We start from the raw sequence: 21,285 nt of genomic DNA, 5'->3' as shown, positions 1-21,285 counted from the left end.
TAAACTGCTGTCATGGCCGACGACACGAGCGTCGGCGAGGCCTTGCTGGTGACGCCGGCCGCCTCGCCATCCCCGACGCTGCTCAACCGCGAAAGCTCCATCCTCCAGTTCAACCGCCGCGTGCTCGCCCAGGCGCGCCGGCCCGACGTGCCGCTGCTGGAGCGGCTGCGCTACGTCACCATCGTCTCGTCCAACATCGACGAGTTCTTCGAGGTGCGTTTCGCCGACCTGGCCGAAGCCTCGCGCCGGCCCGGCAGCGGCGTCACGCGCGACGACCTGGCCGCGGTGGCCACCGCCGCGCACCAGCTGATCGACGAGCAGTACGCGATGCTCAACGGCGAGGTCGTGCCCGAGCTGCAGCGCCACGGCATCGTCGTCGTCAACCACGCCGACCGCGACGAGGCCCAGCGCCGCTGGGTGCGCCGCTTCTTCGAGCGCGAGGTGCGGCCGCTGCTGGTGCCGCTGGTGCTGGACCCCAGCCACCCGTTCCCGCTGGTGGCCAACAAGTCGCTGAACTTCATCGCCCGGCTCGGCGGCCGCGACGCCTTCGGGCGCGAGAACTCGATCGCCATCGTCAAGGTGCCGCGCGTGCTGCCGCGCGTGATCCGCATGCCGGCGGCGGTGAGCGGCGGCCGCCAGGCCTTCGTGCTGCTGACCAGCGTCATCCGCGCCCATCTGGAAGAGCTGTTCCCGGGGCGCAGCGTCGAGTCCTTCTCGCAGTTCCGCGTCACCCGCGACTCCGAGCTGGAGTACGACGCCGAGGACGTGACCAACCTGCGCCAGGCGCTGCGCAGCAACCTCAGCAAGCGCCATTTCGGCCTGGCGATCCGGCTCGAGGTGGTGCACAGCTGCCCGCCGGAGCTGCACGACTTCCTGCTGCGCCAGCTGCAGCTGCCCGAGTACGCGCTGTACAAGGTCAACGGCCCGGTCAACCTGGCGCGGCTGACCGAGCTGATCGACCAGGCCGGCAGCGACGATTTGCGTTTCCCGCGCTACGAGCCGGTCTGGCCCTCGGCCGACCTGCCGCCGGGGCGCTCGATCTTCGATCGCCTGCACGACGGAGACGTCGTGCTGCACCACCCGTTCGAGAGCTTCGAGCCGGTCGTGCAGTTCCTGCGCGAGGCGGTGGAAGACCCTGACGTGCTGGCGATCAAGCAGACGATCTACCGCACCGGCAGCCAGAGCGTGCTGATGGACCTGCTGATCGAGGCGGCGCGCCGCGGCAAGGAGGTGATGGCCGTCGTCGAGCTGACCGCACGCTTCGACGAAGAGGCCAACATCAACTGGCCGAGCGGCTGGAGGCCGTCGGCGCGCAGGTGGTCTACGGCGTCGTCGGCCTGAAGACCCACGCCAAGCTGATGCTGGTGACCCGGCGCGAGCACGGCCGGCTGCGGCGCTACGTGCACCTGTCGACCGGCAACTACAACCCGAAGACCGCGCGCCTGTACACCGACCTCGGCTACCTCAGCGCCGACCCGGACCTCACCGCCGACGCCGACGCCGTCTTCCAGCAGCTCGCCAGCCAGGGCCGCATGCGCATGCGGCGCATGCTGACCGCGCCGTTCGTGCTGCACCGCACGCTGATCCGCCACATCGCCCAGGTCGCCGAGGCCGCACGCGCCGGCCGCCCGGCGCGCATCGTCGCCAAGGTCAACGCGCTGACCGACCCGGGGCTGATCGCCGCGCTGATGGACGCTGGCCGGGCCGGCGCGAAGATCGACCTGGTCGTGCGCGGCGCCTGCATGCTGCCGCCGGGCGTGCCGGGCCACACCGACACGATCCGCGTGCGCTCGGTCGTCGGCCGCTTCCTCGAACACACCCGCGTGCTGTACTTCCGCTGGGGCGAGAGCGACGACGACGAGATCCTCTACCTGTCCAGCGCCGACTGGATGAGCCGCAACATGTTCCGCCGCATCGAGCTGGCCTGGCCGGTGCGCGACGCGGCGCTGCGCCAGCGCATCGTCGACGAGGCCCTGGTGCCTTATCTGCACGACGAGCTCGACGCCTGGACGCTGGACGCCGACGGCGAGTACCGGCGTGCCGCCGAGGCCGGCCTCAGCGCCCAGCAGGCGCTGATGAGGCGCTACCGCTGATGGACCTGATCCTCTGGCGCCACGCCGAAGCCTTCGACGCGCGCGAAGGCCAGGACGACCTGGACCGCGAGCTGACGCCCAAGGGCGAACGCCAGGCGCGGCGCGTCGCCGAATGGCTCAACCGCCAGCTGCCGGCCGGCGCGCGTGTGCTCGCCAGCCCGGCGCGGCGCGCGCAGCAGACCGCGGCGGCGCTGGAGCGGCGCGTGAAGACGGTGCCGGCGCTGGCACCCGACGCCTCGGTCGAGGCCTTGCTGCACGTCACGCGCTGGCCCGAGGCGCGCGAGCCGGTGCTGGTCGTCGGTCACCAGCCCATCCTCGGCCTGACCGCGGCGCTGCTGCTGTCCGGCGAGATCCAGCCCTGGGCGGTGCGCAAGGCCGGCGTCTGGTGGCTGCGCTCGCGCGAACGCGGCGACACGATGCAGGTCGTGCTGCACGCCGTCGTCGGGCCCGAGGCGCTTTAGGCCCCGGCGCCGCGCTCAGCGCGGCAGCAGCAGCTTGCGCGGGCCCGAGCGGGCCCAGGTCTGGGCTTCTTCCTCCAGCAGGAAGACGGTGCGCGGGTGGGCCTTGGCCCAGGTGGCGTCGTAGCCCAGCACGGCGTCTCGGCCGCGCAGGCGCAGCGTCAGCGCCTGCTCGTCGACGTCGGTGCGGGCGTGGCACTTGATCGCCGCCAGCCGCAGACACATCACCTGCCAGCCCAGCAGCTCGCTGGCCAGCGCGTCCTCGATCTTGCGCAGGCCGCCGCGCTGGCCCAGCACGAGCTGGCCGATGCGCCGCTGCTGGCTCTGCGAGAAGCCCGGGGCGTCGACGTGCGCCAGCAGGTAGGCGCTGTGGCGGTGGTGGTCGTGGTGCGAGACCATCAGCCCGATCTCGTGCAGGTCGCAGGCCCAGCCGAGCTCGCGCCGGGCCTCGGCATCCGCCTGCGGCATGACGCCGTCGAACAGCGCCAGCGCGACGGTGGCGACACGGCGCGCCTGCTTGACGTCGACGTCGAAGCGGCGCTGCAGCTCGTGCACCGAGGCGTCGCGCATGTCGCTGGGGCGCGTGCGCTTGAGCGCCACGAGGCGTTCGTGCAGGTCGACGATGACGCCCTGGCGCAGCGCGCCCTTGGCCGGCGCCAGCGTCGCGATGCCGAAGTTCTCGGCCAGCGTCTGCAGGATCGCCAGGCCGCCGGGGATGACGGCGCGGCGCTCGGGCTTGAGCCCGGGCAGGTCGAGCCGGTCGACGTGGCCGGCGGCGATGCAGCGCTGCTCCAGCCAAGCCAGCCCCTCGGGCGTGATGCGGCCGTCGCTGACGCCGGCGGCGGCGAGGATCTGCGACACCGCGCCGGCGGTGCCCGAAGAGCCCAGCGCCTGCTGCCAGTGGCGCGACGAGAAGGGCTCCATCGCCTCTTCGAGCTCGGCGCCGGCGGCCACGCGCGCGGCGCGGAAGGCTTCGGCGTCGATGCGGCCGTCACCGAAGAAACGCAGCGACAGGCTGACGCAGCCCACGGCGAAGGACTCGGCGCGCACCGGCGTGCGGCCGCGGCCGAGGATCAGCTCGGTCGAGCGCCCGCCGATGTCGACGACCAGGCGCGGCTCGTCGGCCGGCTGCAGCTGGGCGACGCCGGCGTAGATCAGCCGCGCTTCTTCACGCCCGGAGATGACCTCGATCGTGTGGCCCAGCGCCTCCTGGGCGCGCAGCAGGAAGGCGTCGCGGTTGCGCGCTTCGCGCAGCGTCTGCGTCGCCACCGCGCGCACCTGCGCCGGCGCGAAGCCGACCAGGCGCGCGGCGAAGCGCCGCAGGCACTCCAGCCCGCGCTGCACGGCTTCTTCGGTCAGCAGGCCCTGGTCGTCGAGGCCCGCGCCGAGGCGGACCATGTCCTTGTAGTACTCGCTGCGGCGATAGCGGCCGCGCTGGATCTGCGCGATCTCGAGCCGGAAGCTGTTGGAGCCCATGTCGACCGCGGCCAGCGGCAGTTCGGGCGTGGTGATGTCGGCCATGGGCCGATTGTGCAAGAGGGCTCTCACGGCACCGTGACCACGTTCCTAGAATCGGCTCGACTTGTGAAAGATCAAGGAGGCGGACGTGCAGCAAGCCGAGTTCGATTCCCTGGTGTCGCCGCGCGACCCCAACCGGCGCGACTTCGTGCGCACCGCCGTCGGCGGCAGTTTCGCCGCCGCGGTGCTGCCGGTGGCGGCGCAGACCCTCATCACCACCGACAGCGCCGGCCTCGTCGTCGGCGAGGTCACGATCCCCGTCGGCGACTTCCGCATGCCGGCCTACCGCGCCGCGCCGGCCAACCGCCCGAACGCGCCGCTGGTGCTGGTCGTCAGCGAGATCTTCGGCGTGCACGCGCACATCGCCGACGTCGCGCGGCGCCTGGCCAAGGCCGGCTACTTCGCCGTCGCACCGCAGCTCTTCGTGCGCCAGGGCGACGCCGCCGCCTACACCGAGATCCCGCGGCTGATGAGCGAGGTGGTCTCCAAGGTGCCCGACGAGCAGGTGATGCGCGACCTCGACGCGACCGTCGCCTGGGCGGGCGGGCAGGGCGCCGACACGGTCAAGGCCGGCATCACCGGCTTCTGCTGGGGCGGGCGCATCACCTGGCTGTATGCCGCGCACAGCCCGCAGATGAAGGCCGGCGTCGCCTGGTACGGGCGGCTGGTCGGCGACAAGACCGCGCTGCAACCGATGCAGCCGGTGGAACTGGCATCACAGCTGCGCGCGCCGGTGCTGGGGCTGTATGGCGGCCAGGACAGCGGCATCCCGCTGGACAGCGTCGAGCGCATGAAGACCGCGCTGGCCGCCGGCAGCGTCGCCGCCAAGCAGTCGCGTTTCGTCGTCTATCCCGAGGCCGGCCACGCCTTCAACGCCGACTATCGGCCCAGCTACCGCGCCGACGCCGCACAGGACGGCTGGAAACGCGCGCTGGCCTGGTTCGCCGAGCACGGCGTGGGCTGATTCAGGGCCGAGCCCGTTTCACGGCGGCGGCCAGTCCGCGTCGGGCGCACGCGGCGCTTCGGCCGGCGCGGTCGGCGCCAGCACCGGCGGCGGCACGTCGATCGCGCGCTGCACGAAGGCGTCGACCAGCTTGTCGGCGATCTTGTCGAACACCGGGCCGGCCATGCGCGTCATCACCGCGCTGTCGAACTCGTAGTCGAGCAGGAAGTTGACCTTGCAGGCGTCCTCGGCCAGCACCTTGAGCTGCCACTCGCCGTAGAAGCGCCGGAACGGCCCGCGCTCGAGGTAGATGGCCATGAACTCCGGCCGGCGCTTGGGGTTGCGCGTGCGGATCTCGAAGCCCATGCCCTTGAAGCGGATGCTGATGTCGGCCGACACCACGCTGTCGTCGCGCACGAGGATGGTCGCGCCGGCGCACCAGGGCAGAAAGGCCGGGTAGTGCTCGGCGCCTTCGATCAGGTCGAAGAGGTGGCTGGCCGGGCGGGCCACCAAGGCGCTGCGGCGGACCTGCACGCCCTAGGCCCTCGCGGTGCGAGCGCCCGTCATCGGGCGATCATCGAGCCGAGCAGGGCGCCGGCGGACAGCAGCGCGGCGAACCACAGCTCCAGGCGGAAGGTGCGGAACAGGATCTCGTTGAAGGCGATGCCGCGCGGGCAGTGCACGAAGTCGCGGCGCAGCTGCAGCGTCGAGGGCAGCAGCGCCAGCGGCAGCAGCAGCGTCCAGGACTGCGCCAGCAGCGCCATCGGCACGAGCAGGCCGAAGGGCAGCAGCAGCAGCACCGTGTACAGCGCCACCGAGCCCGATTCGCCGAAGGTCACGGCGAAGGTGCGGCGGCCGACCAGCCGGTCGTGCGCGATGTCGCGGTGGTTGTTCACCGCCAGGGCCGCGGCGGCGACGCAGCCCAGCGCCACCGAGGCGAGCAAGGTGACCAGGCCGAAGCTGCCGGTCAGCACCCAGTCGGTGCCGACGACGGCGATCAGGCCGAAGAAGACGAAGACCGTCAGCTCGCCGAAGGGCGTGTAGGCGATCGGCTTGGGGCCGCCCATGTAGGCCAGCGCGGCCAGCAGCGAGGCGATGCCGATGGCCAGCACCGGCCAGCCGCGGTAGGCCACCAGCGCGACGCCCAGCGCCGCGGCCAGCAGCGCCGCGACGACGATGCCGGCGCGCACATGGCGCACGCTGAGCCAGCCGTTGGCCGTGGCGCGCGGCAGCCCGGTGCGCGTGCCGGTGCTCTCGCCGCCGCGCACCGTGTAGCCGACGTCGTTCTGCATGTTGGTGATGACCTGCATCAGCAGGGCGGCACCGAGCACCAGCAGCGCGGCGATCATGTCGATCGCGCCGGTGCGATCGAAGCCCAGCGTCGCGCCGACGAGCACCGGGCTCACCGCCACCGGCAGCGTGCGCGGCCGCACGGCGACGGCCCACGCCTCCATCGATCCGGTGCGGACCGCGCGCGGGCTGTTCACCGTGGCTCTTTCTCCGGGCATGTACGCGGTCTCCGTGCGGGCAGTTGTGGGCGAGGGTTCGATTGTCCGCGTCGGCGTGCGACGCGTTGCTTGTGCAACATCAAGCGGTGCCGGCCGGCGTCGCCGCCGCGGCACGCGTGCCGACGTGCACGCAGGCGATGCCGAAGCTCAGGTCGTGCCAGCGCACGCTCTCGAAGCCGGCGGCGCTGATCATCGCCGCGAAGCCGCGCTGATCCGGAAAGCGCCGGATCGACTCGACCAGGTAGGTGTAGGCCTCGGGAGAGTTGGCGATCCACGCGCCCAGGCGTGGGATCACGGTGAACGAGAACAGGTTGTAGAACGGCCGCAGCCACCACGCCGGGGTCGAGAACTCCAGGCACAGGAAACGGCCGCCGGGCTTGAGCACGCGGTGGATCTCGCGCAGCGCAACATCGATGCGCGTCGCGTTGCGGATGCCGAAGGAGATCGTCAGCGTGTCCACCGAGGCGTCGGCCAGCGGCAGCTGCTCGGCGCTGCCGACCTGCCAGTCGACGTGGGCGTGGCCACGCGCCTGGCCCACGGCCATCATCTCGGCGCTGGGGTCGACGACGGTCACGCGGCGGTCGGCCGCGGCCATCAGTGCGGCGACGTCGCCGGTGCCGCCGGCGAGGTCGACGATGTGCTGTCCGGCCTGCGGCGCGGCCATGCGCACGAAACGACGCTTCCAGAGCCGGTGGATGCCGAAGCTCATCAGGTCGTTCATCAGGTCGTAGCGGGCGGCCACGGCGCTGAAGACGCGGCGGATGCGCTGTTCGCGCTCGCGCTCGTCCACGCTCTGATAGCCAAAACTGCGCGACAGCGGCGTGGGTTCGTTCATCGGTCTGGGCAGGCGTTCGTCGAGGAGAGTGTCAGGCTGACTCGACACTTTAACTGGCTCGCCGAAAGCGCGTCGCATGCGGTCCATCCCGTTGACCTGTGTCAACCGGCGGGTCGGGTCAGCGACTAAGGTTCGCCCAACGTCAGGCTCGAACGCGTCCGGCGTTCGAGACGTCCTTCATGAGAACGCCCTCTCCCACAGACGACCCCCATGGCGATCGTCCCTCGCCCAGCGTGCTGAAGATCGCGAACCTCGACGCCGGCGCCTCGATGTGCTGGCAGCCGTCCCCGGCCTCCAACCCGCTCGTGCAGGGCATGCCGCTCGGTGGCAATCCTTCGGCGCGTGCGCTCTACGAGGCCGCGCTGCGCGGCCTGGCCGATCGTCCCGACGAACCGCTGGCGGTCTCGGCGCGCGTGCCGTTCTGCGCCGCGCACTGCTTCTGCTGCGACCGCGACATCCGCGCCGCCCAGCCCGACGAGGTCATCGACGACTACGTCGCCGGCCTGGTCGAGGAGATCCGCGAGGTCGCCCAGGTGCTGGGCGGGCGTCGCGAACTGCTGCAGTTCCACCTCGGCGGCGGCACCGCCAGCGAACTCACCGGCTCGCAGCTCGCGCGCCTGGTGCAGGCGATGCAGTCGCAGTGGCGCATGCCGGCGGACATCGACATGTCCTGCGAATGCGACCCTCGCCGCGTCAGCCAGACGATGTTCGAGGTGCTGCGCGGGCTGGGCTTCCGCCGCGTCTCGCTGGGCGTGCTCGACCTCGACCCGAACGTGCAGCAGGCCATCGGCCGGCGCCAGTCGGCGGCGCTGATCGACGACGTCTGCGAACTCGCGCGTTCGGCCGGCATCGAGTACATCAACCTCGACCTGATGATCGGCCTGCCGCGCCAGACGATGGCCAGCTGGTGCGCCACGGTCGACCGCCTGATCGCGATGGGCCCCGAGCGCATCCGCCTGGCGCGCTACCGCCACCAGCCCTGGCACGCGCCGGCGCAGGTGGCGATCGACACCGAGTCGCTGCCGTCGCCGGCGCTGATGGCCGAGCTGGCGCGCGCCAGCGCCGAGATGCTGCGCAACGCCGGCTACCGCTGGATCGGCGCCGACCAGTTCGTGCTCGAACACGACGAGCTCTCGCGTGCGATGGACGACGGCCGCCTGCGCCGCAGCCTGATCTCCTACACCGCCGCGCCGGCCACGCCGATGATCGGCCTGGGCGTCGGCGCGGTCGGCGAGATCGACGGCGCGATGTTCTGGAACGACGGCTCGCAGGCCGCGTGGCGCAACGCGCTGCGCCACCTGCACCTGCCGGTCTCGCAGGCCCGGCCGGCGACGCCCGAGAGCGTGCAGCGCCGGGCCGCGGTCGAACGCCTGCTGTGCACGCTGGAGCTGGCCGCGGCCGATGCCGTCGGCCTGGAAGACGGTTACGGCCGCCTGGCCGCGCGCGAGGCCGAGGGCCTGGTGCGTGTGCTCGACGACCGCATCGTCGTCACCGAGGCTGGACGCCACGCGCTGCACGCGCTGTGCACCGATCTCGACGAACCCGGCGCGCAGCCGGAAGGGAGGTCCGCCCGGTGCGGTTGCTGAACTGGCGCACGGCCACGGCGTCCTTCGCCGCGGCCGTGGGCCTTGCCTTCGCGCTGGGGCTTCCAGCGCTCGCTCCGTCCGATGCCGATGCGGCCTCCGCCGCGCCGGCCCCCGTCATGGCACCCGGCGCCGCGCCGGTGGCCCCGGCCAGCGAGGCCGCGCCGACGCACCGCCCGCTGCGCGACAACCTGCCGCCGCAGGCGCCGAACCCGCAGGAGCCGCTGATCTTCGGCGGCTACCTGGACGCGCCGGCCTTCAGCGTCGTGCCGCGCAAGCCGCATCTGGGGCTCTATCCCTGCAGCCAGTGCCACAAGGTGCTGCCGCTGAACAAGCAGCCGCGTGCGCTGGTCGCCGCACCGCACGTCGCCTCGCTGCCGCACGGCCGCGGCCGCATGTGGTGTCTGGACTGCCACGTCGCCGAAGACCGCGACTGGCTGCGCACGCTCGACGGCCGGCGTGTCGACTTCGACCAGTCGCAGCTCGTCTGCGGCCAGTGCCACGGCCCGCGCCACCGCGACTGGGCCTTCGGCGCGCACGGCAAACGTGCCGCCAACTGGCAGGGCGAGCGCCAGATCTACGCCTGCACCCACTGCCACGACGCGCACGACCCCAAGATCCCGCCGCGTGAACCCGCGCCGCCGCCGCCGGTGCGCGCCGGCCTCGAACGCCCGGCGCTGACGCCGGCGCACGCCGCGCAGCCCTGGCAGCGCGCGGCTTCCGGAGCCCGATGATGAGCCGCCAGCCCGATTCCGATCCGCCGGATCGCGACGGCCAAGGTTTCAACACCTTCCGCCGCCGTTTCCTCGCCGGCGTCGCCACCGCCGGCGGCGCCGTCGTCACCGCCCACGCCACCGGCGCCTGGGGCGGCCAGACGCTGCAGGACGCGATGGGCAGCCTGCTGCAGGACCACTACCAGCGCATGACGAAGGACGAGATCCACGCCGCGCTGGAACGCATCGAGCGCAACGCCCGCCGCCGCTACGGTGTCGACGCGCGCTGCGAGGACCTGCCGCCGCTGCCGAACACCGTCTTCGGCTACGCGCTGAACATCAGCAAGTGCAAGGGCTACCGCGACTGCGTCGAGGCCTGCGTCAAGGAGAACAACCTCGGCCGCGACTCGCAGATGCAGTACATCCGCGTGCTGCAGATGCCCGACGGCACGATGGACCTGGAGAAGGCCGAGCACTACTACGACGCCAAGCAGGTCCCGGTGCCCGGCCACTGGTACCTGCCGGTGCAGTGCATGCAGTGCGACAACCCGCCCTGCGTGAAGGCCTGCCCGACGAAAGCCACCTGGAAGGAGCCCGACGGCATCGTCGTCGTCGACTACGACTGGTGCATCGGCTGCCGCTACTGCATGACGGCCTGCCCGTACTGGGCGCGCCACTTCAACTGGACCGAGCCGCAGATCCCGGCGGCCGAGTTCAACCCGAACCTCAACTACCTGGGCAACCGGCCGCGCCCCAAGGGCGTCGTCGAGAAGTGCCACTTCTGCAGCCAGCGCGCGCGCAAGGGCCGCCAGCCCGCCTGCCAGGAAGCCTGCCCGACCGGCGCACGCGTCTTCGGCAACCTGCTCGACCCGAAAAGCGAGATCCGCTGGGTGCTCGAGAACAAGAACGTCTTCCGGCTGAAGGAGGACCTCGGCACCGAGCCGAAGTTCTGGTACTTCAGCGACGACCGGGTGAGTCGGGCATGAACCTCGTGCGATTCGGGCTCGACGGCCTGCGGGCGATGGCGTCCGGCGGTGCGGCCTACTGGCGCTGGCTCGGTGCGCTGGCCGCGGTCGTCGCCGCGGGGCTGTTCGCCTACGCCGGCCAGCTGCAGCAGGGCATGGTCGTCACCGGCATGAGCGACCAGGTCTCCTGGGGCTTCTACATCGCCAACTTCGCCTTCCTCGTCGGCATCGCGGCGGCAGCGGTGCTGCTGGTCATCCCGGCCTATCTGTTCCACCGCGGCGACGTCAAGCAGGTCGTCATCTTCGGCGAGGCGCTGGCGGTCGCGGCGGTCGTCGCGGCGATGCTCTTCGTCACCGTCGACATCGGCAGGCCGGAGCGCATCTGGCACATGCTGCCCGTCGTCGGACGCTTCAACTGGCCGCTGTCGATGCTGGCCTGGGACGTCGTCGTGCTCGTCGGCTACCTGCTGCTCAACCTCGGGCTGCCGGCCTACGTGCTGCACGCGCGCTGGCGCGGCGAGGAGCCGGTGACGGCGCGCTACTTCCCAGTGGTGATCGTCGCGATCTTCTGGGCAGTCTCGATCCACACCGTCACCGCCTTCCTGTTCTCGGCCAACGCCGGGCGGCCGCTGTGGCACAGCGCGCTGCTGGCGCCGCGCTTCATCGCCTCGGCCTTCGCGTCGGGGCCGGCGCTGATCATCGTCGCGCTGCTGGCGCTGCGCCGCTGGGGCGGGCTGGCCGTGAAGCAGACGGTGATCGACCTGCTGGCCGTCGTCATGACGGTGGCGCTGCAGATCAGCCTGTTCTTCGTCGGCGTCGAGCTCTTCACCGACTTCTACAACGAGACCACGCACGCGGCCTCGATGCGCTACCTGTTCTTCGGGCTGGCCGGGGCCGGCAAGCTGCAGCCCTGGATCTGGACCGCGCTGGCGCTCAACGTCGTGGCGGTGGTCATCCTGTCGATCCACCCGCTGCGGCGCACGCCGCGGCTGCTGGTGCTGGCCTGCGGCCTGGTCTTCCTCGGCATCTGGATCGAGAAGGGCATGGGCCTGGTGGTGCCCGGCTACATCCCGACGCCGCTGGGCGAGATCTTCGAATACGCGCCGACTTGGCGCGAGTGGCTGGTGTCGGCCGGCATCTGGGCCTGCGGCGCGCTGGTCTTCACGCTGCTGGCCAAGGCTGCGCTGGCGATCGAGACCGGCCGCGCGCGGGCGCGGCCGGCGGCAGACCTCAAGGCGTCTTGAGGATCCAGTCGATGACGGTCTTCAGGTCGGCGTCGCTGATGCGCGCCGGCGGCGTGGGCGTCATCGGCACCTTGCCGAAGACGCCGACGCTGCCCTTGCGCACGCGTTCGGCCATCGTCGCCGGGGCGCCGGCCTGGCCCTTGTACTTCTTGGCGATCTCCTGATAGCTCGGGCCCAGGCCCTTGGCGGCCGGCTGGTGGCAGACGGCGCAGCCGGCCTTGGTGGCCAGTTCGGCCGGCGTGGCGGCGTGGGTGGCGGCAGCGCCGAACACGAGGCCGGCGGCGAGAGCGAGGCGGGAAACAGTGCGGTTCATGAGGTCCATTCGGCCAAAGGGTCCGTGATAGGGACTTGAGCCGCATCAGTTCCGCTTTCTTGACAGAGGTCTGTCGCGTGTCAAAATCAGTTGACACTTTGGGGTGACATGACGACCTTACAGCGGTGCGCCATCCGGTGCCGGGTCGCCGGAGGAACTCGATGAACACGATGACTCGCATCGAACAGGCGCTGGAGGCGGCCCTTGTCGCCAACGAAGGCGCCGGTTGTCCCCCGAAGCTGGCCGCGGCGATCCGCCACGCCGTCTTCCCCGGCGGTGCCCGCATCCGGCCGCAGCTGTGCATCGCCGTCGCGATGGCCAACGGCGACACCGACCCGGCCCTGGCCGATGCCGCCGCGTCGGCGATCGAACTGATCCACTGCGCTTCGCTGGTGCACGACGACCTGCCGTGTTTCGACGACGCGCCGACGCGCCGCGGCCAGCCCTCGGTGCACAAGGCCTACGGCGAACGCCTGGCCGTGCTGGCCGGCGACGCGCTGATCGTCACCGCCTTCCAGACTCTCGGCGCCGCCGGTGGCCGCCACCCCGAGCGCATGGCGCACGTGCTGCAGACCGTGGCACGCGGCGTCGGCACGCCGCTGGGCATCATCGCCGGCCAGGCCTGGGAGTGCGAACCGCGCGTCGCGCTGTCCGACTACCAGCGTGCCAAGACCGGGGCGCTGTTCGCCGCGGCCACGGCCGCCGGCGCGCAGGCCTCGGGCGGTGACGGCGAGACCTGGCGTGCGCTCGGCGACTGGCTGGGCGAAGCCTATCAAGTGGCCGACGACGTGCGTGACGCGCTCGCCGACCCCGAACAACTCGGCAAGCCGGTCGGCCGCGACGTCGCGCTCGGCCGCCCGAGCGCGGCGATCCAGCACGGCCTGGTCGGCGCCGTCGAACATTTCGAACGCCTGGTGCAGGGCGCGATCGACGTCATCCCGGACTGCAAGGGCGCCGGCATGCTGCGCCAGATCGTGCGCATGGAGGCCGAGCGTCTCGTGCCCAAGGCCTGGTGCGCCAACATCGAAGCGCTCGCCGAGCGCGCCGCGGTTCGTGCCGCCGAGCGGTCCGCCGCTCCGACCCAGACCGCTTGACTGTTTCTCCCATGGACCGAGCCGAGACGAGGCCGGAGGCCGGGCCGCGCCGTTCTCCGACGCTGGCCGAGCGCTTTCGCGACTGGAAACACCGCACGATCGCCCGCCCCGGGTTCCAGAAATGGGCTGCGGCCTTTCCGCTGACGCGTCCGGTGGCGCGCAAGCATGCGCGTGAGCTCTTCGACCTGCTGGCCGGCTTCGTCTATTCGCAGATCCTGCTGGCCTGCGTGCGTCTGGGCGTCTTCAAGATGCTGGCCGACGGCCCGCTGCCGCTGGCCACCGTCGCCGAACGCTGCGGTTTGAGTCTGGAAGCCGCGCGCCGTCTGGTGGCCGCCGCCGACTCGCTGGAACTGCTGGACCTGCAGAGCGGCGACCTCGTGACGCTGGGTCGCCTGGGTGCGCCGCTGGTCGCCAACGAGGCGATCACGGCGATGGTCGAGCACCACGCGACGCTGTACAGCGACCTCACCGACCCGGTGGCGCTGCTGCGCGGCCAGGGCCGCCCGGCGATGGCCGGCTACTGGCCCTACGCCGCGGCTGCCGAAGCCGGCCCCGGCCAGCCGGCGACGCTGGCCACCGAGAAGGTCGCCGAGTACTCCAAGCTGATGACCGCGTCGCAGCCGCTGGTGGCGCGCGAGGTCATCGCCGCCTACCGCTTCGGCCGCCACAAGGTGCTGATGGACGTCGGCGGCGGCGAGGGCGCTTTCGTGCGCTGCGTGGCCGCCGAGGTTCCGGGCGTCGAGCTGCGGGTCTTCGATCTGCCGGCGGTCGCCGAGCGTGCCAACGAGAACTTCCAGCGCTGGGGTCTGGCCGGGCGCGCCCAGGCTTTCGGCGGCGACTTCTTCGCCGACGAGCTGCCGCGTGGCGCCGACGTCATCTCCCTTGTCCGCGTGGCCTTCGACCACCCTGATGAACGGGTGTTGACGCTGTTCAAGAACGTGCGTCGCGCCTTGCCCGACAACGGCACCCTCGTGCTCGCGGAAGCGATGGCCGAGGTTCCGGGCGTCGAGCCGATCGGTGACGCGTACTTCGGTTTCTACCTGCTCGCGATGGGCCGCGGCCGGCCGCGTTCGGCGGCTCGCCTGACGCAGATGCTGCACGAGGCCGGGTTCGCGAGCGTTCGCCCGTTGTCCACGCACATGCCGTTGCAGGCGGGTGTCCTGGTGGCTCGCTGCACTGCTTAAGGTTTCCTGATCTAAGGCATGTCCAGCCACCTTGACACACTGAACTGTCAGCTTAAGATGACGTCGTGATGTTGAAGCCGATGAAGCACCGTTCGCAGACGCGGCCCGTGATGCCGCAGACGCCCCGTCCGCTGTCGGCATGGAGGGCTGCATGAAGACTCAAGCCATCGTGCTCGAGCAGCCCGAGCACCTCGTCCTGCGTGAACTCGAGCTGACGCCGCCGACCGACGAAGATCTGGTCGTCGACATCGAGTACAGCGGGATTTCCACCGGCACCGAAAAACTGCTGTGGAGCGGGCGCATGCCGGCCTTCCCCGGCATGGGCTACCCGCTGGTGCCGGGCTACGAATCGGTCGGCCGCGTCGTGCAGGCCGGCGCCAACGCGCACCACAAGGTCGGCGAACGGGTCTTCGTGCCCGGCGCGCGCTGCTACGGTGAGGTGCGTGGCCTGTTCGGCGGCGCCGCCTCGCGTGTCGTCGTCGCCGGCTCGCGCGTCTGCAACGTCTCCGACTCGCTCGGCGAACAAGCCGTGCTGCTGGCGCTGGCCGCGACCGCCTATCACTCGGTGGCCGGCGGCGGCAAGCGCACCCCGATCGTGCCGCCCGACCTGATCGTCGGCCACGGCGTGCTCGGCCGCCTGCTGGCGCGCATGACCGTCGTCGCCGGCTTCCCCGCGCCGACCGTCTGGGAAACCAACCCGACGCGCGCCCAGGGCGCCACCGGCTACGCCGTCCTGCATCCCGACGAAGACCCGCGCCGCGACTACCGCGCGATCTTCGACGTCAGCGGCGACTCGGCCATCCTCGATCGTCTCGTCGAGCGCCTGGCCAAGGGCGGCGAGATCGTGCTCGCCGGCTTCTACACCGAGCCGCTGCACTTCAATTTCGCGCCCGCGTTCATGCGCGAAGCGCAAATCCGGTGCGCCGCCGAATGGCAGCGCCCCGACCTGCTGGCAGTGAAGGAACTGGCCGAAACCGGGCGCCTGTCGCTCGATGGCCTGATCACCCATCACGCCAGCCCGTCCGACGCCGCCGCCGCCTACCGCACGGCTTTCGGCGATCCGGACTGCCTGAAGATGGTCCTCGACTGGAGCAGTACACGATGAGTCAGACCACCTCGCCCGTCATCCTCATGCGCGACGAGCGCCTGAAGAACGAGGCAGCGATCGAACCGGATGCGGTATCCACGGCCCCGGTGACCAAGACCACGCAGATCATCGCGATCTACGGCAAGGGCGGCATCGGCAAGAGCTTCACGCTCGCCAACCTGAGCTACATGATGGCGCAGCAGGGCAAGAAGGTCCTGCTGATCGGTTGCGACCCGAAGAGCGACACCACGAGCCTGCTCTTCGGCGGCAAGGCCACGCCGACGATCATCGAGACCAGCGCCAAGAAGAAGCTGGCCGGCGAGGCGGTGCAGATCGGCGACGTCTGCTTCAAGCGCGACGGCGTCTTCGCGATGGAACTCGGCGGTCCCGAGGTCGGCCGCGGCTGCGGCGGGCGCGGGATCATCCACGGCTTCGAGACCCTGGAGAAGCTCGGCTTCCACGACTGGGGCTTCGACTACGTGCTGCTCGACTTCCTCGGCGACGTGGTCTGCGGCGGCTTCGGCCTGCCGATCGCACGCGACATGTGCCAGAAGGTCATCGTCGTCGGCAGCAACGACCTGCAGTCGCTGTACGTGGCCAACAACGTCTGCAACGCGGTCGAGTACTTCCGCAAGCTCGGCGGCAACGTCGGCGTCGCGGGCATGGTGATCAACAAGGACGACGGCACAGGCGAGGCCCAGGCCTTCGCCGCCCACGCCGGCATTCCGGTGCTGGCCGCCATCCCGGCCAACGAAGAGATCCGCCGCAAGAGCGCCGCCTACGACATCGTCGCCCGTCCGGGCACGACCTGGGGCCCGCTGTTCGAGCAGCTGGCGACCAACGTCGCCGAAGCGCCGCCGATGCGCCCGAAGCCGCTGTCGCAGGATGAGCTGCTGGGCCTGTTCTCCTCGGAGAGCACCGGCCGCGACGTCGTGCTCGAGCCGGCGACCGTGCAGGACATGCTCGGCAAGGACGAGATCGTCCGCCCGACGCTCGAAGTCGTCTACGACGCCGCCTGAGCCCCGCGATGAGCGAGCAACACGTCTCCAATCCTGGTGCGCCCGTGGCCGACGACGGCCTGGGTTGTCACGCGGGTCGGGAACAGATGCTGGCCGCAGCCGCCGCTTCGGGCAACGGCGAGATGCTGCAGCAGTACGCCCGCGACTACCCGATGCCCGAAGGCACCGGCCCGCACGACCAGCCGCAGAGCATGTGCCCGGCCTTCGGCTCGCTGCGTGTCGGCCTGCGCATGCGCCGCACCGCGACCGTGCTGTCGGGTTCGGCCTGCTGCGTCTACGGCCTGAGCTTCACGGCCCACTTCTACGGCGCGCGCCGCTCGATCGGCTACGTGCCGTTCAGCAGCGAGACGCTGGTCACCGGCAAGCTGTTCGAGGACATCCGCGAGGCCGTCCACAAGCTCGCCGACCCGAAGCAGTACGACGCCGTCGTTGTCATCAACCTCTGCGTGCCCAGCGCCTCGGGCGTGCCGCTGCGCCTGCTGCCCAAGGAAATCGACGGCGTGCGCATCATCGGCATCGACGTGCCGGGTTTCGGCGTGCCGACGCATGCCGAGGCCAAGGACGTGCTCGCCGGCGCGATGCTGCGCGTGGCGCGCGGCGAAGCCGAAGCCGGCCCGGTGGCTGCGCCGCGGGGCGGCGTCAGCGAGAAGCCGACCGTCACGCTGCTCGGCGAGATGTTCCCGGCCGACCCGGTGGGCATCGGCATGATGCTCGAGCCGATGGGCCTGGCCGCCGGTCCGGTGGTGCCGACGCGTGAATGGCGCGAGCTGTATGCCGCGCTGGACTGCGCCGCCGTCGCCGCGATCCACCCGTTCTACACCGCCAGCGTGCGCGAGTTCGAGACCGCCGGTCGCCCGATCGTGGCCTCCGCGCCGGTCGGCCACGACGGCACCGAAGCCTGGCTGCAGGCCGTCGGCCGCGCCTGCAACGTGCCGCAGGCGATGATCGACGCGTCGAAGAACAAGTGGCTGCGTGCCATCAAGGGCGCGCTGGCCGCCACGCCGATCAAGGGCCGTGTCGTCGTCTCCGGCTACGAAGGTTCCGAACTGCTGGTCGCGCGCCTGCTCGTCGAGAGCGGCGCCGAGGTGCCTTACGTCGGCACCGCCTGCCCGAAGACGCCCTGGAGCGCGCCCGACCTGGAATGGCTGCAGGCGCGCGGCGTGCACGTGCAGTACCGCGCTTCGCTCGAGCAGGACATCGCCGCGGTGCGCGAATGCCGCCCCGACCTGGCGATCGGCACGACCCCGGTCGTGCAGGCCGCCAAGCAGGCGACGATCCCCGCCCTGTACTTCACGAACCTGATCTCCGCCCGCCCGCTGATGGGCCCGGCCGGTGCCGGTTCGCTGGCCCAGGTCATCAACGCGGCCATCGCCAACAAGTCGCGCTTCCAGCAGATGCGCGAGTTCTTCGGCGAGGTCGGCTCCGGCGACCAGGCCGGGGTCTGGGAAGACGTGCCCCGCCTTCGTCCCGAGTTCCGGGCCGAGACGCGCCGTCAGGTCATCAAGCTCCAGAAGCGCCGCAAGGCCGAGGAGATGATCTGATGTACGTGATCGACCACGACCGCGCGGGCGGTTATTGGGGCGCGGTGTACGTGTTCACCGCGATCAAGGGGCTGCAGGTCGTCATCGACGGTCCGGTGGGCTGCGAGAACCTGCCGGCCACCGCCGTGCTGCACTACACCGACGCGCTGCCGCCGCACGAGCTGCCGATCGTCGTCACCGGTCTCGGCGAAGAGGAACTGGGGCGCGAAGGCACCGAAGGCGCGATGAAGCGTGCCCATTCGGTGCTCGACCCCGACCTGCCGGCCGTCGTCGTCACCGGCTCGATCGCCGAGATGATCGGCGGCGGCGTGACGCCCGAAGGCACGACGATCCAGCGCTTCCTGCCGCGCACGATCGACGAAGACCAGTGGCAATGCGCGAACCGCGCGATGTTCTGGCTCTGGAGCGAGTACGGCCTGCGCAAGATCCCGCAGCGCACCCCGTTCGAGCAACGCCCGGCCGGCGAAAAGCCGCGCGTGAACATCATCGGCCCGAGCTACGGCACCTTCAACATGCCCAGCGACCTGGCCGAGATCCGCCGCCTGGTCGAAGGCATCGGCGCCGAGGTGAACATGGTGTTCCCGCTCGGCAGCCACCTGGCCGACGTGCAGAAGCTCGTCGACGCCGACGTCAACGTCTGCATGTACCGCGAGTTCGGTCGCATGCTGTGCGAGGCGCTGGAGCGCCCGTACCTGCAGGCCCCGATCGGCATGCACAGCACGACCGCGTTCCTGCGCGAGCTCGGCCGCTTGCTGAACCTGGACCCCGAGCCCTTCATCGAGCGCGAGAAGCACACCACGCTCAAGCCCATCTGGGATCTTTGGCGCTCGGTGACGCAGGACTTCTTCGGCACCGCCAACTTCGGCATTGTCGCCGGCGAGACCTACGCGCGCGGCGTGCGCCACTTCCTCGAAGACGAACTGGGTCTGCCGTGCAACTTCGCCGTCGCCCGCAAGGCCGGCGAGAAGACCGACAACGAGAGCGTGCGCGAGCTGGTGCACACGAAGACGCCGCTGGTGCTCTTCGGCAGCTACAACGAACGCATGTACCTGGCGGAGACGACGTCGGGCCATGGTCCGAAGCCGGCCTACATCCCGGCCTCGTTCCCCGGTGCCATCATCCGCCGCCACACCGGCACGCCCTTCATGGGCTATGCCGGCGCGACCTACCTGGTGCAGGAGTTCTGCAACGCGTTGTTCGACGCGCTGTTCAACATCCTGCCGCTGGGCACCGAGCTCGACCGCATCGACGCGACGCCGTCGCGCCGCGGCGACTCCCGGCCCTGGGACGACGAAGCCCAGCAGGTGCTGCGCGACTACGTCGCCCGCCAGCCGGTGCTGGTCCAGATTTCCGCTGCCAAGCAGCTGCGCGACCGCGCCGAACGCGAAGCCGGCGCCGCCGGCGAGGAACGCGTCACCGCGAGCCGCGTGCGCCAGCTGCTCGGCCAGAAGGAGCCCGCATGAACAGGGGTTCCATTCACAGTTTCCTGTCCGCGATCAGTGGACGTACCGGATGTCGTGGCACTCTGCCGCGGCTGCCCACCGTGCGCGGGTTCTGTGCGCACGCGGCCGCTTGGCCGCTTATGAAGGAGTTTCCTCATGGCTGAAAGAAAGGGCTCGATCTCCGGGCTCACCGACGACGAAGCCCAGGAGTTCCACAAGTTCTGGGTCCAAGGTTTCGTGGGTTTCACGGCGGTCGCCGTCGTCGCCCACTTCCTGGTCTGGGTCTGGCGTCCCTGGCTCTAAGTACCTGGTAGTAACCCGTCACAGGGGAGCGTTATGGCCCATATCGAATCTGCAATGCCCCGGCCGGTCGCGGCGGGTGACTCCAGAAGTTTCTGGATCATCTTCGCGCTCAGCTATGTGGCGTTTCTGATCATTGCCCTCATCGGGCAATTGCTCGGTTGGCACTGGCGTTCCTGGTTGCCGGGTGCTGAAGGTGTGAAATCTATTTTTGGCGGCGTCAAGGCAGCGGTTTATACCTTCATGTCGCATTTGCTATAGGAGCTTGGATTATGTGGAGAATTTGGCGTCTGTTCGATCCGATGCGCGCCATGGTGGCCCAGGCGGTGTTCCTTCTCGGTCTCGCCGTTCTGATTCACCTGATGCTGCTGGGCACGAACAAGTACAACTGGCTGGACGGCGCGAAGAAGGCGCCGGTGGCGACGGCTGTCGCTCCGGTTCCTGCCGAAGTGACGTCCCTGGCGCAGGCGAAGTAAGAAGCGCCACGCCAGTGCATGCGGGCGAGACCGGTCTTGACCGGTTTCGGCCCGCTGCAACTACAAACTCGCCGTTCGGGTTGTCGGTGGCGACCCGTCGGTCGGAGGAATCAATATGGCAATGCTGAGTTTCGAGAAGAAATACCGGGTGCGCGGCGGCACGCTGGTCGGGGGCGATCTCTTCGACTTCTGGGTCGGACCGTTCTACGTCGGCTTCTTCGGCGTGACGACGCTCTTCTTCTCGGTCCTGGGAACCGCGTTGATCATCTGGGGCGCTTCGCAGGGGCCGACGTGGAATCTTTGGCAGATCAGTATTGCGCCCCCGGATCTGAAGTACGGGCTGGGCGTTGCACCGCTGATGGAAGGCGGGCTCTGGCAGATCATCACGGTGTGCGCGATCGGGGCCTTCGTGTCCTGGGCGCTGCGTGAAGTCGAGATCTGCCGCAAGCTCGGCATGCAATACCACGTGCCGATCGCGTTCAGTTTCGCGATCCTGGCCTACGTCACGCTGGTCGTCATCCGCCCGATCCTGATGGGCGCTTGGGGCCATGGTTTCCCTTACGGCATCTTCAGTCACCTCGACTGGGTGTCGAACGTCGGTTACCAGTACCTGCACTTCCACTACAACCCGGCGCACATGCTGGCGATCACGTTCTTCTTCACGACGACGCTCGCCATGTCCATGCACGGGGGCCTGATCCTGTCCGCGGCCAACCCCAAGAAGGGTGAGCCGATGAAGACGACGGATCACGAAGACACGTTCTTCCGCGACGCGGTCGGCTATTCGATCGGTTCGCTCGGTATCCACCGCCTGGGTCTTTTCCTGGCGCTGTCGGCGGCCTTCTGGAGCGCGGTCTGCATCGTGATCAGCGGTCCGTTCTGGACGCGTGGCTGGCCGGAGTGGTGGGGCTGGTGGCTGAATCTGCCGATCTGGAGTCAGTGGCCGCTCAAGTGAGCCCGCAGGAGAAA

The 21,285-nt window shown here is 70.2% G+C and carries 21 protein-coding genes and 1 pseudogene; 17 read left to right on the top strand and 5 right to left on the bottom strand.

Features of this window, described 5'->3' with window-relative positions:
* Window positions 1-12 precede the first annotated feature (12 nt).
* Window positions 13-2,093 (top strand): annotated as a pseudogene (gene ppk1, locus RGE_RS16495) (polyphosphate kinase 1).
* Window positions 2,093-2,554 (top strand): SixA phosphatase family protein, encoded by a 462-nt coding sequence (locus tag RGE_RS16490; protein ID WP_014429583.1) that lies wholly within the window; start codon window positions 2,093-2,095, stop codon window positions 2,552-2,554. The pseudogene ppk1 and the gene RGE_RS16490 overlap by 1 nt, the downstream one beginning before the upstream one ends.
* Before the next feature lie 15 nt (window positions 2,555-2,569).
* Here the strand turns inward: RGE_RS16490 and ppx are convergent, their stop codons facing one another.
* The gene (gene ppx, locus RGE_RS16485) at window positions 2,570-4,072 is read right to left on the bottom strand and encodes an exopolyphosphatase (RefSeq protein WP_014429582.1); all 1,503 of its coding nucleotides are present in this window, start codon (window positions 4,070-4,072) and stop codon (window positions 2,570-2,572) included.
* Window positions 4,073-4,157: 85 nt separating this feature from the next.
* Between ppx and RGE_RS16480 the strand changes: the two genes are divergently transcribed.
* On the top strand, window positions 4,158-5,033 hold the full coding sequence (locus RGE_RS16480; RefSeq protein WP_014429581.1) for a dienelactone hydrolase family protein: 876 nt from the start codon (window positions 4,158-4,160) through the stop codon (window positions 5,031-5,033).
* An 18-nt stretch (window positions 5,034-5,051) separates the two neighbouring features.
* Here the strand turns inward: RGE_RS16480 and RGE_RS16475 are convergent, their stop codons facing one another.
* The 3 genes from RGE_RS16475 to ubiE form a co-directional block, all read right to left on the bottom strand.
* Window positions 5,052-5,546, bottom strand: coding sequence for a type II toxin-antitoxin system RatA family toxin (locus RGE_RS16475; protein ID WP_014429580.1), 495 nt, complete (start codon window positions 5,544-5,546; stop codon window positions 5,052-5,054).
* A 29-nt stretch (window positions 5,547-5,575) separates the two neighbouring features.
* Window positions 5,576-6,499 carry a 1,4-dihydroxy-2-naphthoate octaprenyltransferase gene (gene menA / locus RGE_RS16470; RefSeq protein ID WP_100226708.1) on the bottom strand — a complete coding sequence of 308 codons (924 nt, stop codon included), beginning with the start codon at window positions 6,497-6,499 and terminating at the stop codon, window positions 5,576-5,578.
* Between the two features lie 100 nt (window positions 6,500-6,599).
* Window positions 6,600-7,355 (bottom strand): bifunctional demethylmenaquinone methyltransferase/2-methoxy-6-polyprenyl-1,4-benzoquinol methylase UbiE, encoded by a 756-nt coding sequence (gene ubiE, locus RGE_RS16465; protein ID WP_014429578.1) that lies wholly within the window; start codon window positions 7,353-7,355, stop codon window positions 6,600-6,602.
* 233 nt (window positions 7,356-7,588) lie between these two features.
* Here ubiE and RGE_RS16460 point away from each other — a divergent pair, with 233 nt between their 5' ends.
* From RGE_RS16460 to dsrP, 4 genes are all read left to right on the top strand, one after another.
* A complete protein-coding gene (locus RGE_RS16460; RefSeq protein WP_050985355.1) occupies window positions 7,589-8,941 on the top strand; it encodes a coproporphyrinogen-III oxidase family protein in 1,353 nt (450 codons plus the stop codon).
* A gap of 116 nt (window positions 8,942-9,057) precedes the next feature.
* A complete protein-coding gene (locus tag RGE_RS16455) occupies window positions 9,058-9,672 on the top strand; it encodes a cytochrome C (protein ID WP_231384555.1) in 615 nt (204 codons plus the stop codon).
* Window positions 9,672-10,637: a 4Fe-4S dicluster domain-containing protein gene (locus tag RGE_RS16450; protein WP_148280214.1), complete on the top strand. Its 966-nt coding sequence runs from the start codon at window positions 9,672-9,674 to the stop codon at window positions 10,635-10,637. The genes RGE_RS16455 and RGE_RS16450 overlap by 1 nt, the downstream gene beginning before the upstream one ends.
* Window positions 10,634-11,860 (top strand): sulfate reduction electron transfer complex DsrMKJOP subunit DsrP, encoded by a 1,227-nt coding sequence (dsrP, locus tag RGE_RS16445; RefSeq protein ID WP_014429574.1) that lies wholly within the window; start codon window positions 10,634-10,636, stop codon window positions 11,858-11,860. Before RGE_RS16450 ends, dsrP begins: the two co-directional genes overlap by 4 nt.
* Here dsrP and RGE_RS16440 read toward each other — a convergent pair.
* Complete coding sequence (locus RGE_RS16440) at window positions 11,847-12,173, bottom strand: c-type cytochrome (protein ID WP_043784222.1); 327 nt, start codon at window positions 12,171-12,173, stop codon at window positions 11,847-11,849. The genes dsrP and RGE_RS16440 overlap by 14 nt on opposite strands.
* Window positions 12,174-12,334: 161 nt before the next feature.
* Between RGE_RS16440 and RGE_RS16435 the strand changes: the two genes are divergently transcribed.
* The 10 genes from RGE_RS16435 to pufL all read left to right on the top strand — a co-directional run bounded on the left by RGE_RS16435 (window position 12,335) and on the right by pufL (window position 21,271).
* Entirely contained in the window at window positions 12,335-13,267 is a 933-nt protein-coding gene (locus RGE_RS16435; protein WP_014429572.1) for a polyprenyl synthetase family protein, read from the top strand.
* 11 nt (window positions 13,268-13,278) lie between these two features.
* Complete coding sequence (locus RGE_RS16430) at window positions 13,279-14,451, top strand: methyltransferase (protein ID WP_014429571.1); 1,173 nt, start codon at window positions 13,279-13,281, stop codon at window positions 14,449-14,451.
* Window positions 14,452-14,602: 151 nt separating this feature from the next.
* Window positions 14,603-15,556 (top strand): chlorophyll synthesis pathway protein BchC, encoded by a 954-nt coding sequence (bchC, locus tag RGE_RS16425; protein WP_014429570.1) that lies wholly within the window; start codon window positions 14,603-14,605, stop codon window positions 15,554-15,556.
* On the top strand, window positions 15,553-16,557 hold the full coding sequence (locus RGE_RS16420; protein ID WP_014429569.1) for a chlorophyllide a reductase iron protein subunit X: 1,005 nt from the start codon (window positions 15,553-15,555) through the stop codon (window positions 16,555-16,557). Before bchC ends, RGE_RS16420 begins: the two co-directional genes overlap by 4 nt.
* An 8-nt stretch (window positions 16,558-16,565) precedes the next feature.
* On the top strand, window positions 16,566-18,098 hold the full coding sequence (gene bchY, locus RGE_RS16415; protein WP_014429568.1) for a chlorophyllide a reductase subunit Y: 1,533 nt from the start codon (window positions 16,566-16,568) through the stop codon (window positions 18,096-18,098).
* Window positions 18,098-19,561 carry a chlorophyllide a reductase subunit Z gene (bchZ, locus tag RGE_RS16410; protein WP_014429567.1) on the top strand — a complete coding sequence of 488 codons (1,464 nt, stop codon included), beginning with the start codon at window positions 18,098-18,100 and terminating at the stop codon, window positions 19,559-19,561. The genes bchY and bchZ overlap by 1 nt, the downstream gene beginning before the upstream one ends.
* Window positions 19,562-19,696: 135 nt before the next feature.
* Window positions 19,697-19,843 (top strand): light-harvesting antenna LH1, beta subunit, encoded by a 147-nt coding sequence (gene pufB / locus RGE_RS16405; RefSeq protein WP_009857107.1) that lies wholly within the window; start codon window positions 19,697-19,699, stop codon window positions 19,841-19,843.
* 33 nt (window positions 19,844-19,876) lie between these two features.
* Window positions 19,877-20,101 (top strand): hypothetical protein, encoded by a 225-nt coding sequence (locus tag RGE_RS16400; RefSeq protein WP_231384554.1) that lies wholly within the window; start codon window positions 19,877-19,879, stop codon window positions 20,099-20,101.
* An 11-nt stretch (window positions 20,102-20,112) separates the two neighbouring features.
* On the top strand, window positions 20,113-20,316 hold the full coding sequence (gene pufA / locus RGE_RS16395; RefSeq protein WP_014429564.1) for a light-harvesting antenna LH1, alpha subunit: 204 nt from the start codon (window positions 20,113-20,115) through the stop codon (window positions 20,314-20,316).
* 121 nt (window positions 20,317-20,437) lie between these two features.
* A complete protein-coding gene (gene pufL, locus RGE_RS16390) occupies window positions 20,438-21,271 on the top strand; it encodes a photosynthetic reaction center subunit L (RefSeq protein ID WP_231384552.1) in 834 nt (277 codons plus the stop codon).
* The last annotated feature ends 14 nt before the right edge of the window (window positions 21,272-21,285 follow it).

It is taken from the genome of Rubrivivax gelatinosus IL144, from assembly GCF_000284255.1.
Taxonomy (GTDB): domain Bacteria; phylum Pseudomonadota; class Gammaproteobacteria; order Burkholderiales; family Burkholderiaceae_C; genus Rubrivivax; species Rubrivivax gelatinosus_A.
Note: the sequence above shows the minus strand (reverse complement) of the source record. Positions and strands in the feature narration are given on the sequence as shown.